Consider the following 15,222-nt stretch of genomic DNA (forward strand, 5'->3'; position numbering starts at 1 on the left):
AAAAAGCGGAGTTTTTCATGAACACTGTTGAAAAAAGGATTTCTGCTCGCTTATCGTTGCGTGATCCTCAACGTGAATCTTTAAATATTTTGGTAAAAATCTTAGAAAATATAGAGCTTTCTAAAAATGCTGATTTGGTTGCAGAGTTAGAAGTGATAAAAAATCTTTATCCTTCTGTACAAGATTTTGAACGAAACTTTCCCTCTTTTTGTTTTGCCTTAGCAACGGGTGTTGGGAAAACGCGACTTATGGGGGCTTTTATCAGCTATCTTTATTTAACAGGTCGTAGTCGCCATTTTTTTGTTTTAGCGCCAAATTTGACTATTTATGAAAAGTTAAAACAGGATTTTAGTCCCCAAAGTCCGAAGTATGTTTTCAGTGGAATGAGTGAATTTATTGCCAATAGACCCGTTATTATTACAGGTGAAGATTATGAAAGTGGTAAAGGTATTCGCGTTGATGAACACCATATTCAAGGACAAAAGCGTTTGTTTGAGAATAGAGATACGGCCTTTATCAATATTTTTAATATTTCTAAAATTAATACAACGGATAATAAAAAAGGCGCACTAAAATCTAGTATTCCGCGAATTAAACGCTTACAAGAAACGATTGGTGAAAGTTATTTTGATTATCTCGCAAATCTTCCTGATTTAGTTTTGTTAATGGATGAAGCACATCGTTATCGAGCTTCTGCTGGTGCGGCAGCAATTAATGAGTTAAAACCTGTTTTAGGAATAGAGCTTACAGCGACACCAAAAACAATAGGTGCAAAACCCGTAGATTTTAAAAATGTTGTCTATAGTTATTCACTTGCAGAGGCTATGAGAGATGGTTTTGTAAAAGAGCCTGCTGTTGCTACACGTAAAGATTTTCAACCTCAAAATTATACATCTGAACAATTAGAACATATCAAATTACAAGATGCAATTCATGCCCATGAAAACGTGAAAGCAGATTTAATTGTCTATGCAAAAGATTATAACAAAAAGTTCGTTAAGCCTTTTATTTTAGTTGTCGCTCAAGATACAAATCATGCACAGAAATTGCGTGATTTATTGGAATCAGATGATTTTTTTGCAGGAGCTTATAAGGGAAAAGTTATAGAGATTCATACAAAACAGTCGAATATAGAAGAAGATCAAAATATTCAAAAGCTGATTGCAATTGAAGATTCTCATGACTCAACAGAAATTGTTATTCACGTTAATAAATTAAAGGAGGGGTGGGATGTTACGAATCTCTATACTATTGTACCGTTGCGTGCATCGGCTTCAGAAATTTTAACAGAGCAAACAATTGGGCGTGGATTGCGTTTGCCTTATGGGTATAGAACAGGCGTGGAAGCTATTGATCGTTTAACAATTATTGCGCATGATCGTTTTCAAGATATTATTGATCGTGCAAACGATCCAAACTCAATTATAAAAAAGCATATTGAGATTGGAACAGGAGGGAATATCCCCTTTGAAAAGACCGATATAGTGACAGTTCCAAGTCAAGTAGAAGCTTTATTGATGCAAACGATGGTAATACGTAATTCCGATATAAATGGAGCATTTTCTGATTTACAAGGTATCATATTACGTCATACAGATTCCCCTACATTAACACCTGAAGAGCAAGATATTGCAGCGATCGCGTGGGATCTTATCAAAGAGAATGATAAATTGCCAAGTTCTCAAATGCTTTGTTCTGCACAGATACAAGAAAAAATTGCTAATAAAGTTATGAATATTAAGCCTTCATCACAAAAGTCTCTTGTATCAAAAGTGCTGACAATTCTGACAAAACAATTAACAGAACTGATCATAGATATTCCAAATATTATACTCATTCCTTCGCGTGATGTTACTTATGGTTTTTATGATTTTGATTTGGAAAATTTAGAAAACTTAAATTTTCAACCTGTTAGTAAAGAACTTTTAATTCGAGAATTGCGTACCCATAAAAGCATTTTTCTCACATCTAAGAATGAATATGTCAAAGAGCCTTATCTTGAAAACTACATCATTCGTGGTTTGATTGATAATGACTTTGTCGATTATGATAACCATACGCTCTTATTACGAAAATTAGCTAGTCAGATAGTAGAACATTTCCGATCTTATTTACCCAATGATACAGCTGTTGAGAACGTATTAATTCACTATCAGCACAAGCTTACTAGTTTTATTGTTGCGCAATTAAGAGAACATCAATGGGAAACGCAAAAAGATTATGCGGTTAAAGTTACACGAGGTTTTACAATTTTACAACCTATCCATTATGTGTTGCCGCAAGGGACGTCTCCTCTTGATTTTCGTAATATTCCTGCCATTAAAAGCGATATTAAAAAACTTGTATTCAGCGGCTTTAGAAAATGCTGTTATCCTTTACAAAAGTTTGATTCAGTAGAAGGGGAATTACGATTTGCTCAAATATTAGAGGATGATGCACAAGTCTTGAAATGGATGAAACCCGCTCGAGGTTTTTTCAGAATAGAATATGATAAAAGATCAATCTATGAACCAGACTTTGTTGTAGAAACGAAGGATGCCAAATATCTTTGTGAGCCTAAAAAAGCCTCTGAAATGCAAAATCCTATTGTTTTAAAAAAGAGAGAAGCTGCAGTTCAATGGTGTTGTCATGCAACGCGCTATGCGGCGACTTATGGCGATAAAAAATGGTATTATGTTCTTATTCCCCATGATGCTATTAAAGCAAATAGTAGTTTTGAAGGTTTGTGTGCAGAGTTTACCATTTCAGAATCTATACTTGAGAGCTTATAACTTTTTGCTTCAAAAATAAAACACATAAGTTTTTTAATTGACGGGTGTGAGGTTTAATCAAATGTTTGAATAATTATTTTTAACTTTTTTCTAACGACGTTAAAATAAAAAGAAAAATGTATAGAAAAGTTATACAAGATTATGCTTTTGTATGGGGATTTGTAGCACATTTACACTTTTTTATAAAAGTACAATCTTATTTTCATTATGTGAAAAGATCTTTGAGTTATAATCATAAATTAAAAAAAATATTTTAATTTTATTGAGTAATTTGATAAATGTTCTTTTTTTAAAAAACTTAAACAGTTTATTGTTCTTTCATTTAAAACGCCTGAATATAATGAAATACCCAGAGGATAAAAGGGGGAGTTTTTCATATGACTTTAAATTTAACAAACACTGTTTTTAATTTTTTAAAGAAAAACCCGACAAAAAAGTTTACAGCTCGAGAAATTGCTCAATGGATATTTGAAAATTACCCAGAAAAATGCCGTCAAAAACAAAAGAATTCAACGGCAATAATCACTCCCCTTAATAGTGATGCGGCTCTTATTCAGCAAATTGTTGCTGAAATAGGGGCAAAACGCCCTCAGTTACAAAAGCGTTATTCAGAAATTAAAACCACTGAAGGACGACCGAGACAATATTATTTTACTGAACAAACAGATAGTGCTGAAATTGATGCAATAGAGGACAATGCAAAGAGTAGAACAGAAGATGGCTCTGTTAAAGAGCATGATCTTTATCCATTATTATCTAAATTTTTATGGTCAGAGCTTGCAGTTTATAGCAAGCGCATTAATGAGAAATGTTCTCGTAATAAACATGGTGCAGGCGGAAATAAATGGCTTTATCCAGATCTCGTAGGGATGCAAGATTTAAGCAAGGAATGGAATCGTGAAATCAAAGACTGTGTTTTGCAATATTTTGATAAAAAGACAAAGCTTTGGTCTTTTGAAGTAAAAATTCTCATCAATCGTTCAAATTTACGAAAAGCATTTTTTCAAACAGTTAGTAATTCTTCATGGGCTAATTTGAGTTATTTAGTTGCTAGTGAAATTGAAGGAGTTGATACATTAAAAGAGCTTCGGATGCTTTCAAGTTTGCATGGAATTGGATTTATAAGACTTAATAAGGAAAACTCTTCCGAGAGTGAGATCTTAATTCCTGCCAAAGAACGTAGTGATATTGATTGGGATACTGCTAATAGATTAGTGGAGGAAAACAAAGATTTTCTTGATTATATTAAGCTCATTCGTCAATTTTATCAAACTGGTGAGATGCGTCCTCTAGATTGGGATCATATGTATCTATGAGGGGTATTTTTAAAAAGACTCTATTGTTTAAAAGCCTTTTTTCAGAATGATGAAAAATTACTCTAACTATTTTATTTGTCTTATTATATTGGTATAATATGTTGATTTACTAATGATAATTAGTCTTTAAACTTAAATGAGGGGAATGAATACCCTAGTATTCAATCCTTTCAAACCATCTCATATTGATATTGTATCAATTAAAATTTTTCTCACGTACCTCATGAGTAGGGTTGAGTAGGGGAAGAGTAAAAATTCTGTTTTAAGCCTGTTCTATTTTGTGCATTGAGCGTGATTCCATTAAATACTAGACTTATAATGATTATAATTTATTATAAATTTGCTATTATAGAGGGTGAAATTCGACTTTTTTGCTTTGTTTACATCAAGCATGGAAAATATTACTTCCTCATATTGAAGTCTTCTTACGGAGAATTTACACTACTATTTCTTTAATTTCCATTGCTGTTCGTTTTGATGATTACTAAGCTTTTTGTTATCCGAAGTAAACATTCAAAAAAACATTAATTTTATAAAATATTCACATAGTTTACTCAATTTCTTGAAATAGATTTAAAAAATAAATTTCTCTCACACCTTATGGTAAAGGAAGTGTGTACTGTCGCAGTCTGCCACAATACTCTCTTTATTTTTCAATAATACCGCACGCTAAACGTGCACCACCTCCGCCAAGCGGTAATGGTTTATCTGATTGATTATCAGCCCCTAAATGAATGACTAAAGAGCGCCCTTTAATTTCAGAGATTTTTTTTAATCGTGGAGCAAGAACGCTCATTATGGCATATCCCTGCTTATCAACATAAAGTGCTGGTAAATCACCAAGATGACCATTGACATTATAAGGTCCTAAATGTTTTCCGGTATGTTCCGGATCATAATGTCCACCTGCGCTTCCACCAATTATGCCATCTTTTGTATCACATGAAGGATTTACATGTACATGAAAACCATGCATTCCTTCTGATAAAGTAGATAAATTAGGGATGAAAATCAAACCGTATGTGGTTTCTTCAATTTTAATGCTACCAATAGCCTTTTTGGAATTGTTATATTCTAATTTATAAATATTTACTTGTTTTGATAGTGCTAATGCAGAATTTTTATGAATTAAAAATGCCATAAAAAACAATAATGATAATAATATTTTTTTCATAAAATACCTTTATACTTATATTTTAATATATTGTTGTCTATAAATAACAATCTATATTAATGATATATTATATAAATGTCTTAAATTTAACTTTAAGAAAAATAATTTACATAGAAATATTCTGTTATTAGAAAGAGCAAATAAATTAAAGTGTGTTTATATATATTTCTGAACATAACTTTTATTTTTTGATCTATAAAAAATACAGCTTTTATGGATGGATAATTATATCTCACTTACATTTCTTCAAGAGATGCTTTTAAAAAATCTACTTTTTGAGGTATAATAAGAAATTAAATAAGGAATTTTAGTAAGTTAGCTATTATTTCATTTACAATATGATGATCGTTTCATCAAAAAAAGAACATATAATTTGTTGATGATTTAATTGTTTTTCATAGAAAAAATGACGAGAAATTTCTATTCATTATGAAATTTATAAGAGAAAAAATTATTATGATTCATATAAATTTCCCAATAAAATACAGCATATACCGACACTCCCTCCCATTCCTGATCCTATCAGTGCTCCTATTATTATTCCGGAAGAAAGTGCTACTCCTATACCCATTGCGATAACTGGACCAAATCCTGGAAGAGCAATATAACCATAAGCTGCAAGAGTTGCCGCGATAGCTCCTGATATGCTACCATTTAAACCGCCAATGAAAGCAAATTCTTTAATAGAATGGTAGCACTTTTTTAATTTTTTTTTCTTACAGCTGTGAAAAGAAACGTTGCTGTAAGTTTTTAAATCAATCATATTCTTTTCTTTCATTTTGAATGCTAACTGTTCCTGAATAGTCAACGGATACGAAAAAATGGGACTTTTTAAATTTTACTAAAGCACGCCAGATACCATTGTCATCTAAGCGCAATCGTTTAATATTCTCAAAACCATTTTGCATAAGACAATTTTTAACTTGTGAAGCAGTAAATGAGTTCTGACCTATTTTAGTGACCTTTTGAGTAGAGCTATAGGTAAAGGTTTGACAATAAGGAAGGTAAAAAACTTCACTTATTGAAGTCGTGACTATCAACGAGACACATGCAATCATTATAAAAAAAGTACTTAATTTCAAAAAATTATTTAGTGTCATCTTGTTACCATTTGTTGAAACAACACTTCATTAACCTCTGTGTTACTAACAGGTTCCAAAGATGATTTTATTTTTAATATTATACTTAACAATAAAAATTTTTAAAAATATATTGATTAAATAAAACTGTTTTTTTATTATTTATTTTCTTATTAAAATTAATTTTATAAAATAACTTTTTCAAAACGGTATTATTTTTCACTTTATTTATAGTTCTAAATTTAACAGCTATGATTTAGCAAGATATCTTTATAATTTAATTTGTAGTATATAATTCAGTTTTCTCTTATTTCATATCAATATACTAAATATATATAATAATTTTTAATAAAAAATAATTTACAGTTATATTAATTAAACATGTTATTATTATAAATAAATCAAATAAATATAATTAATTATTTTAATATAAATTGTTACTTCTTAGAAAGAACAAAAATATTTTTTATATTAGTAATAGATATGATTCAAAATGCAATTTTATTATTTTACGTTATTATCCATTATTGCTTAGTAGAGCTGTTTTGATGATTTTGTTGGAAATATTTGCATAATTTCCTTGAATCCATAACCGGGATACATTCCTTCGCGCATAAATAAATTACGTAATGGTGGGAAACTATGCAACAAACCAAGCCCAATGCTTCGTATGATATGAACAGGCAACATATGAGAAAGTAGAGCAGAGTTCAGTGTATGAACAGCTCCACTTCGGATTAATATATCTGGTTTGCGGCATTTGTTATAATGTGCAACAATCATTTCAGAGTTAGAATTGGATATTTTATTGGGTAAAATATCAATTAAAGTTTGGACATCACGGAATCCTAAATTCAATCCCTGTGCCCCAATAGGGGGAAAAACATGAGCGGCTTCACCCACTAAAATTGTTCGATTAGCAGCAAAATGATGAGAAAGAAGTCCGAAAAGCGGCCATGCTTGAATTGATGTTTCTAAGCTTAGCTTTCCAAGCATTGATTGCATTTGGTTTTCGATCATTTTTGCAATTGTTTTTGGTTCTATATTTAATAATTCCTCAGCGCGGGAAGGATGAACAACCCATACAAGACTAGATCTTCGTCCTGGTAGTGGGACCTGTGTAAATGGACCGTGTTCTGTATGAAATTCAGTTGATGTATTTTGATGAGAAAACTCATGAGAAAAGTTGAGAACAAGTGCTTTTTGTGGATAATTCCACTGTTTCACACTTATCCCTGCTGCGGCACGTGTAAGAGAGTGACGTCCATCAGCTGCAACAACAAGTGGTGCTTGAATAATTCTATGATCAGCAAGAGTAATGCATACATGGTTTTTTGTGTGATGAACAGATTTGGCTGCAGAAACAAATCTTGTAATATTGGGCGTATGTGTAACAGCGTCGACTAAAGCACTGTTCAATTTTACATTAGGTATATTATAGCCAAAAGCTTTTTCGCCAATTTCAGTAGAAGAAAAATGCACCGTAGGAGCATGCACAATTCTAGAAGTTATATCTATAATTCTCATGGACGATAAAGCAGCTGCATGTTTTTGAAGATTATCCCAAATATTGAGTTTTTGAAGCATGCGTATTGCAGGCATCATAAGAGCCGTTGTCCGTAACTCATCTGTATGAGCAGGGGGCCCAACAAGAAAAACAGAAAGCCCCTTCTGTGCAAGACTCAGCGCGGCTAACATTCCGACAGGACCTGCACCAATAACAGCAATATCTTTATGCTCTTCCTTTTCAAATATCACAACGATTTGAACCTTTATTCATTGAGAAAATATTTTAACATTTCCAAATGATCTCTCTCTTTTTATTATATGAAGCTCTTCTATTATTATAGTATGTAATAAATAATGCGATATAAAAAAGTAACCTTTTTATGATTTTTTTAAATGCTGAGTTATATCATCGTTAAAAAATGGCGTATTGATAGATGGTTGAAGACTTTAAAAACGAGGATAAGAAAACCTTGAAACGTAAATTAACAAAGAAAATCAAAACAAATGCTAAATTATTACGCCATAAAAAAGTAACAATGCCACAAGCAAAGGCCTTTTCCGTTCATTTACTAACAGCTTCGGGATCATTTTTAGCGTTTCTTTCTCTTATATCAGCCTCTCAAAAAGAATGGACAGCTATGTTCTGTTGGCTTGGGCTTGCTCTTCTCGTTGATGGTATAGATGGACCAATTGCACGCAAACTTGATGTTAAGTACGTTCTTCCAACATGGTCTGGAGAGCTGTTAGATAATATTATTGATTACGTGACTTATGTCTTAATTCCTGCCTTTGCACTCTATCAAAGTGGTTTCATGGGGATAGGGTTATCATTTTCATTGAGTGCAATTATTGTTATTTCATCTGCTATTTATTATGCAGATACTAGTATGAAAACCAAAGAAAACTTTTTTAAAGGATTTCCTGTTGTTTGGAATATGATGATTTTTACGCTTTTTGTCGTCAGACCAGGAGAGTGGATTACTTTTATCATTATTGTTCTATCGGCGATTATATCTTTTTTGCCAATTTATTTTATTCATCCAGTAAGAGTCCTTCGTTTACGTAGAATTAATTTTCCCATTTTTCTCTTATGGTGTTTTTTTGGTGTTTCTGCCTTCTTTTATCAACTAGAGGCTCCCTATTGGGTTAAAATAGGAATTTCGGTAACAGGAATTTATATATATTGTATTGGCGCAATCATGCAAATATTTCCTAAACTTGGGGAAAAAAGTATAAAAAAAACAATGAAATAATTGTTTTAAGAAGGGTGTGAGATGCAAATTAATTTTGGAGCAGATGATGATATTTCTTTTACGAAAGAAGGGCGTGCTGGTATTATAAAGCTCACACGTCCTTCAGCATTAAACGCTCTTAATCAACGAATGGTTTCAGCTTTAAAAAAAGCTCTCAGAACATGGGAAACAGATGATAATGTTTCTTGTGTCTTAATTGAAGGGGAAGGGCGTGCTTTTTGTGCTGGTGGAGATGTTGTAGAAATCTATCATATGGGGAAAAGTGCTGCTGCTTGTCAATACTTTAGAAATGAATATAGTTTAAATGCTTATATCAAACATTTTTCAAAGCCCTACATTTCTTTCTTAAACGGTATTTGGATGGGAGGAGGGGTAGGTATTTCTCTCTATGGCTCGCATCGAATTGTTACAGAAAATACAGTTTTTGCTATGCCAGAAGGTGCGATTGGATTTTTCCCAGATGTAGGTGCAAGTTTTTTTTTACCATCTCTTCCCAATCATTTTGGTATCTATCTTGCATTAACGGGCGCACGTATAAAGTGGGGAGATTGCTTAAATTTAGGATTAGCAACACACGCCGTTGCTGAAACTGAATTCGATATGATTAGAAAAGCTGTTATTGAGCAAGGAGATCCTACTTTAGCTTTAAACGAGCGAACAATTACAAAAGACTATGAAACAAGTCATGAAATACGTTGTATTATTAACACTTGTTTTAGTGCCCATACCTTAGAAGAATGTCTCGAGTTGCTACATAAAAAAAGCAATGAAGATGTTTTATTTGCTAAAGAATGTTATGATATTTTGCAGTCACGTTCTCCGACAAGTTTAAAAGTTATCTGGAAACAAATGAAACAAAATTCATCTCAAACGTTGGAAGATTGTATGAAAATTGAAAACCGCATAGCGTATCATATGATTCATTCACATGATTTTTATGAAGGTATACGTGCTATGTTAATCGATAAGGATAAAAGACCTCAATGGCAACCAGATAAACTTTCAAATGTGACAGATGAAATGGTAGATTCTTACTTCCAACCTGTTGAACAAGAGTTATTATTGTGAAAAATAATTCTCACAAACAGATTTCAAAAATCAATTTAATCTATAACTGTTACTTACGGTTTTTGGCACTTATTTGCTTAGTTCTAGGTATTTGTTATTGGATACGCCTTGTTGGTGTTTTTCCAGGTATTCTATGGCGTTTTGATCTTATGCCTTGGCAGTGGCAATTTGCATCAGCTATATTGGCTATTCTCTATCCTATTGCCTTAGTTGGACTTTGGATGTATTCACTATGGGGTATTATTGTGTGGTGTATTGCAGCATTGATTGAAGCAATAACAATATATTATTCCGATTTTATTTATCAGCCATTTGTACCATTATTTCATGGAATATTGTTTTTAGCTTTTATAGTACTACAAATTGTAATTATTTTTTTTAAAAGAGTAAAAAATAAAAAAACATTGTGATTGAAATTTTCGAGCCAGAATAACAGGCTCGATTTTCGATCTTAGCTAACTTAAGTAGCTCATTTTAAAGCTTCGTTCCTCAAAACGCTGATGCTAGCTATACTTCTCCATAAAGTTCCATAATATATATTATGCGATAATATGATGCAGAAGATAAATCCTTTATCCAAAAAGAAAACCCTCCTTTAAAACATCATCATATTTATATCATACAATTTACTTTTAAAATAAAATTTGGTCTTTAAAGTACATTCCTTAAAGACCAAAAATAGTGATAGTGATAATGAAATTACGTATAATAAAACTAAGAAAAATTATTGTGCTATTTGACAACGTTTCGTACGTGCAAGATCACTCAAAACAGCATTACGGTTATTTAAAGCTGAAATTTCATTACTTTCACTGGATTTAGGATCTATAAAAAACAAAGCAGGAAGAAATACAAGACTTGTTGCTGCTAAAGCCGCATTTTTATTTCTTGCTTTATAACGCTCTCTAATTGTAGCATCGATTTGGCGCTTATTAGCAAAAAATTCCCGTTGAATATCAGAACAACTCATTGTTCCATCATGTAATGTGGTAACTGGAATATTTTTTTCTAAACGCCCCCCACATGCTGTCAAAAAAAACGCTAAAACGACAATACATACACCCCATTTAAAATTTTCTTTATACATAAAAACCTCACTTTTAACACAAAATGTTTTTAATGAGATTTAAATAGAGCAAAAGTAAGATTAAAATTTTAACAAATATACTATCAACAAAAATATATTTCGTTAATAAGTTCACGCATCTGTTTAAAAAGTAAGACCTTGATATGCAGGTTTTACATAGGATGGGACGTAATTTACGACCACATTGTAATTATGTGTGAGTAGAGCTTCAATGATGAGAACATCCAAATCCATTAATTTCGATTTGGTCTTTAAGGTATATTCCTTAAAGACCAAAAAATGAAATTACATATGATAAATAAGAAAAATTACTGTACTATTTTACAACGTTTCATACGTGCAAGATCACTCAAAACAGCATTACGATTATTTAAAGCCGAAATTTCATTGCTTTCACTGGATTTAGGATCCATAAAAAACAGAGCAGGTAAAAATACAACACCTGCCGCTGCTAAAGCTACATTTTTATTTCTTGCTGTAGAACGCTCTCTAATTGTATCATTAATCTGTCGTTTATTAGCAAAAAACTCCCGTTGAATATCGGTGCAACTCATTGATCCATCATGTAATGTTGTCGTTGCAATATTTTTTTCTAAACGCCCCCCACATGCTGTCAAGGAAACTGCTAAAACGGCAATACATACACCCCGCTTAAAATTCTTATACATAAAAACCTCATTTTAAACATAAAAAAGTGATATTTATGTCAAAAATAAAACAAAATAAAGGATAATCTTCAAAAAACTTTATTTAACGTAAAATATTGTATGAATAAGCTTATGCAGTTGTTTCGAAAGTAAGGCCCTGATACGCAGGTTTTACATAGGATGGAACGTAATTTACGACTGCATTATAATCCAGCGATCTATCCATATGTGTGAGTATTGCTTGTTTTGGCTTTAAATATTTTATCCATTGTAATGCTTGATCAACAGAAAAATGACTTGGGTGAGATTTAAATTGAAGGGCTTCGATGATGAGAACATCCAAACCCATTAATTTGGATAATGTTTTTTCAGGAAATTCACTAACATCCGTACAATAGGCAACGTTCCCAATCCGAAAACCTAAGGAATGAATGTTTCCGTGGTGTTGTAAATGTGTATTGACGCTTATTTCTCCGCCCTGCCCCTGAATAATAAATTGGCTATCTTCATTGATAAGATGCTCTTTTAAAATGGGAGAATAAGATGAATCTTTTGGAGTTTGAAAACAATATCCGAAAGCACTTTTGAGATGCTCTAGTGTAAATCTGTCGGCATAGATATCTATTAAACATTTTTGTGCAAGTGCATAGCTGCGTAAATCATCAATACCGTGGATATGGTCTGCATGAGAATGCGTGTAAAGAGCAGCATCAAGATGGCTTACACGCGCATCGATCATTTGTGAGCGAAAATCTGGACCTGTATCAATAACGATCGTTGTTTTGCCTCCTGAAGGTTTAATACGTTCAACTAATAAAGAACTTCTGTAGCGTTTATTTTTAGGGTTATTCGGATCACATGTTCCCCAATCACCATTAGGTCTTGGCACTCCTGGAGAAGGACCACAACCTAATATTGTAAATCGGTATTGATCACACATATCTTTTGCCTTATTTCATTTTGCTAAATAAACGAAAAGCATTACGCGTTGTTATTTGAGCTGTTTCTTCAATGCTTAAGCCAATTGTTTCAGCCAAAACAGCTGCTGTATAACATACAAAAGATGGTTCATTTGTTTTGCCCCGATGGGGACTAGGTGCTAAAAATGGAGCATCTGTTTCCACTAACAAATGCTCATGGGGCACAATTTTTGCTATTTCACGGATTTCAAGTGCGTTTTTAAAAGTAAGAATACCCGAAAAAGAAATATAACCACCAAGTTCAATTCCAGCACGAGCAAGTTGCATTCCAGACGAATAACAATGAAGGATAAAGGGAAAAGCTCCTTCTTTTATCTGTTCACGTAATATTTTCTCCATATCGATATCGGCATTGCGTGAATGTATAACAAGAGGAATCTGTGTTTCTCGAGAAGCAATGATATGTTCTTGAAAAACTTTCTTTTGCTCTTCTGGTGTAGAGTAATCATAATGATAATCAAGGCCCCCTTCCCCAAACGCAACAATTTTAGGATGATTCGAGAGCTGTATAAGCTCTTCCGCTGTAATATTTTGTTCTTCATGCGCGTGATTGGGGTGTGTTCCAACGGAACAAAAGACTTGATCATAGCTTTGCGCAATGGCTAACAGTTTATCTAACTTATGAACATGGGTTGAAATTGTTATCATACGTTTAACGTCAGCATCTAAAGCCCGTTGGATAACATTATCCAAATCTTGTGAAAAGTCTTCAAAATCAAGATGACAATGTGTATCAATCAACATGATGAGTGTCTTCTTTCTTCAAGATATAACGAGGAAAAATTGGTTCTGGTGGTGGAAGATCAAGCCCTTCTTGAATTTTTGAATGACTTATATGATACAATAACCGATCATCTTCAGCAACCGCAAGGCTATCAAGAAGTTTCGTTGCTGATTGGGGTATGAAAGGCAAAAGCATAATTCCTATTCTCCGCAAGATTTCTACAGTTATATAAAGAACTGTAGAAAATCGTTCTCGATCGTTTTTACGTAAACTCCAAGGTTGTTCGTTGGCAAAATAGCGATTGGCATCTGCTACAATTGAAAAAATAGCTGAAAGTGCTAAATGCATACTATAAGAAGACATAGCTTGGTGTACAGTTTCAAGTACTTGAAGAGATTGTTCTAAAAGCTGTTTATCTTGAGCTAAAAATAAAGCTGGTTTCGGGACTTGTGCATTACAATTTTTGGCAATCATAGACAAACAGCGCTGTGCTAAATTACCAAGATCGTTAGCAAGATCAGCATTAATACGGTTCACAAGGCTTTCATGACTATAACTACCATCTTGTCCGAATGGCACTTCACGGAGAAGGAAATAACGGACCTGATCAAGACCATAATGATCAACCATTTCAAAAGGATCAACGACATTTCCAATAGATTTTGACATTTTTGCACCACGATTAAGTAAAAAACCATGTGCAAAAATATTTTTAGGCAATTCAATTCCAGCAGACATTAAAAATGCCGGCCAATAGACTGCATGAAAACGAATAATATCCTTACCAATAATATGCGTATTTGCAGGCCAAAAATCACGTTTTTTTGAATTTTCATTGAAAAAACCTATTGCTGATAGATAATTTGTAAGCGCATCAACCCAGACATACATCACGTGCTTTGGATTCTCAGGAACAGCAATTCCCCAGTTAAAACTTGTGCGTGAAATAGAGATATCTTTTAATCCCGATTTGATAAAACTTATAATTTCATTACGCCGCTCAAGTGGCAAAATAAAATCAGGATATTTTTCATAATATTCAAGAAGAGCCTTTTCATAACCAGAAAGTCTAAAAAAATAACTTTCTTCTTCATTCCATTCAACTGGAGAGCCTAATTCCTTCTCGCGACGGATGTTGTCTGCTCCAACTTCTGTATCTTTCTCTTCATAATACGCTTCTTGGCGAACCGAATACCACCCCGTATAACGACCGAGATAAATATCGCCATTTGCTTCCATCTTTTTCCAAATTTCTTGACAAGCTTGATAATGGCGTTCTTCTGTCGTACGGATAAAATCATCATTAGAACAATTTAATACTGCAAGCATTTTTTGAAACACCGCACTATTACGATCTGCAAGTTGCTGAGGTGTCATGCCTAATGCAGCTGCGGTTTGTTGCATCTTGAGACCATGCTCATCTGTACCAGAAAGAAAAAATACATTTTTTCCGTTTAACCGTTGAAAGCGGGCTAAAACATCGCTTGTAATGGCACTATAAGCATGTCCAATATGTGGAGCAGCATTAGGATAAAAAATGGGAGTTGTTATGTAATATGTGTCACGCATGTCATACTCGTTGTAAAACGCTATAAATAGAAGATATAATGACAT

Annotated in this window: 14 protein-coding genes and 1 pseudogene; 5 read left to right on the forward strand and 10 right to left on the reverse strand. The window is 32.9% G+C overall.

The window, feature by feature from the left end; all coding sequences use genetic code 11:
- Positions 1-17: 17 nt before the first annotated feature.
- Both ACFIMK_RS09010 and ACFIMK_RS09015 read left to right on the forward strand, forming a co-directional pair.
- Positions 18-2,771 carry a DEAD/DEAH box helicase gene (locus tag ACFIMK_RS09010; RefSeq protein ID WP_375682940.1) on the forward strand — a complete coding sequence of 918 codons (2,754 nt, stop codon included), beginning with the start codon at positions 18-20 and terminating at the stop codon, positions 2,769-2,771.
- Positions 2,772-3,148: 377 nt separating this feature from the next.
- A complete protein-coding gene (locus ACFIMK_RS09015) occupies positions 3,149-4,087 on the forward strand; it encodes a COG2958 family protein (RefSeq protein ID WP_375675848.1) in 939 nt (312 codons plus the stop codon).
- A 646-nt stretch (positions 4,088-4,733) separates the two neighbouring features.
- On the opposite strand, the gene sodC is transcribed toward ACFIMK_RS09015, so the two are convergent.
- The 4 genes from sodC to ACFIMK_RS09035 all read right to left on the reverse strand — a co-directional run bounded on the left by sodC (position 4,734) and on the right by ACFIMK_RS09035 (position 8,098).
- A complete protein-coding gene (gene sodC / locus ACFIMK_RS09020; RefSeq protein ID WP_375632234.1) occupies positions 4,734-5,261 on the reverse strand; it encodes a superoxide dismutase [Cu-Zn] SodC in 528 nt (175 codons plus the stop codon).
- A gap of 454 nt (positions 5,262-5,715) precedes the next feature.
- Positions 5,716-6,039 carry a hypothetical protein gene (locus ACFIMK_RS09025; RefSeq protein ID WP_375675849.1) on the reverse strand — a complete coding sequence of 108 codons (324 nt, stop codon included), beginning with the start codon at positions 6,037-6,039 and terminating at the stop codon, positions 5,716-5,718.
- Positions 6,017-6,361, reverse strand: a complete 345-nt coding sequence (locus ACFIMK_RS09030) for a hypothetical protein (protein ID WP_375638399.1) — start codon at positions 6,359-6,361, stop codon at positions 6,017-6,019. Before ACFIMK_RS09030 ends, ACFIMK_RS09025 begins: the two co-directional genes overlap by 23 nt.
- A 510-nt stretch (positions 6,362-6,871) precedes the next feature.
- Entirely contained in the window at positions 6,872-8,098 is a 1,227-nt protein-coding gene (locus tag ACFIMK_RS09035; RefSeq protein WP_375632233.1) for a UbiH/UbiF family hydroxylase, read from the reverse strand.
- Between the two features lie 185 nt (positions 8,099-8,283).
- Here ACFIMK_RS09035 and pcsA point away from each other — a divergent pair, with 185 nt between their 5' ends.
- From pcsA to ACFIMK_RS09050, 3 genes are read left to right on the forward strand one after another with little or no spacing between them, the layout of a single operon-like run.
- Positions 8,284-9,102, forward strand: a complete 819-nt coding sequence (gene pcsA, locus ACFIMK_RS09040) for a phosphatidylcholine synthase (protein ID WP_375638400.1) — start codon at positions 8,284-8,286, stop codon at positions 9,100-9,102.
- Positions 9,103-9,123: 21 nt separating this feature from the next.
- Positions 9,124-10,170: an enoyl-CoA hydratase/isomerase family protein gene (locus tag ACFIMK_RS09045; RefSeq protein ID WP_375638401.1), complete on the forward strand. Its 1,047-nt coding sequence runs from the start codon at positions 9,124-9,126 to the stop codon at positions 10,168-10,170.
- Positions 10,167-10,580 carry a DUF6163 family protein gene (locus tag ACFIMK_RS09050; protein ID WP_375611911.1) on the forward strand — a complete coding sequence of 138 codons (414 nt, stop codon included), beginning with the start codon at positions 10,167-10,169 and terminating at the stop codon, positions 10,578-10,580. Before ACFIMK_RS09045 ends, ACFIMK_RS09050 begins: the two co-directional genes overlap by 4 nt.
- Positions 10,581-10,894: 314 nt before the next feature.
- Here the strand turns inward: ACFIMK_RS09050 and ACFIMK_RS09055 are convergent, their stop codons facing one another.
- The 6 genes and pseudogenes from ACFIMK_RS09055 to metG form a co-directional block, all read right to left on the reverse strand.
- The gene (locus ACFIMK_RS09055; RefSeq protein ID WP_375618144.1) at positions 10,895-11,257 is read right to left on the reverse strand and encodes a hypothetical protein; all 363 of its coding nucleotides are present in this window, start codon (positions 11,255-11,257) and stop codon (positions 10,895-10,897) included.
- Positions 11,258-11,380: 123 nt separating this feature from the next.
- A pseudogene (locus ACFIMK_RS09060) lies at positions 11,381-11,509 on the reverse strand (MBL fold metallo-hydrolase); the annotation flags it as partial.
- 56 nt (positions 11,510-11,565) lie between these two features.
- A complete protein-coding gene (locus ACFIMK_RS09065; protein ID WP_375606871.1) occupies positions 11,566-11,925 on the reverse strand; it encodes a hypothetical protein in 360 nt (119 codons plus the stop codon).
- A 109-nt stretch (positions 11,926-12,034) separates the two neighbouring features.
- Positions 12,035-12,844, reverse strand: a complete 810-nt coding sequence (locus ACFIMK_RS09070; RefSeq protein ID WP_375638402.1) for an MBL fold metallo-hydrolase — start codon at positions 12,842-12,844, stop codon at positions 12,035-12,037.
- A gap of 10 nt (positions 12,845-12,854) precedes the next feature.
- Positions 12,855-13,628, reverse strand: a complete 774-nt coding sequence (locus ACFIMK_RS09075; RefSeq protein ID WP_375638403.1) for a TatD family hydrolase — start codon at positions 13,626-13,628, stop codon at positions 12,855-12,857.
- Positions 13,618-15,177: a methionine--tRNA ligase gene (gene metG / locus ACFIMK_RS09080; protein ID WP_375638404.1), complete on the reverse strand. Its 1,560-nt coding sequence runs from the start codon at positions 15,175-15,177 to the stop codon at positions 13,618-13,620. Before metG ends, ACFIMK_RS09075 begins: the two co-directional genes overlap by 11 nt.
- Positions 15,178-15,222: the final 45 nt, after the last annotated feature.

Origin of the sequence: Bartonella sp. AP280QHHD (assembly GCF_042196125.1) — a bacterium.
Taxonomy (GTDB): Bacteria; Pseudomonadota; Alphaproteobacteria; order Rhizobiales; family Rhizobiaceae; genus Bartonella.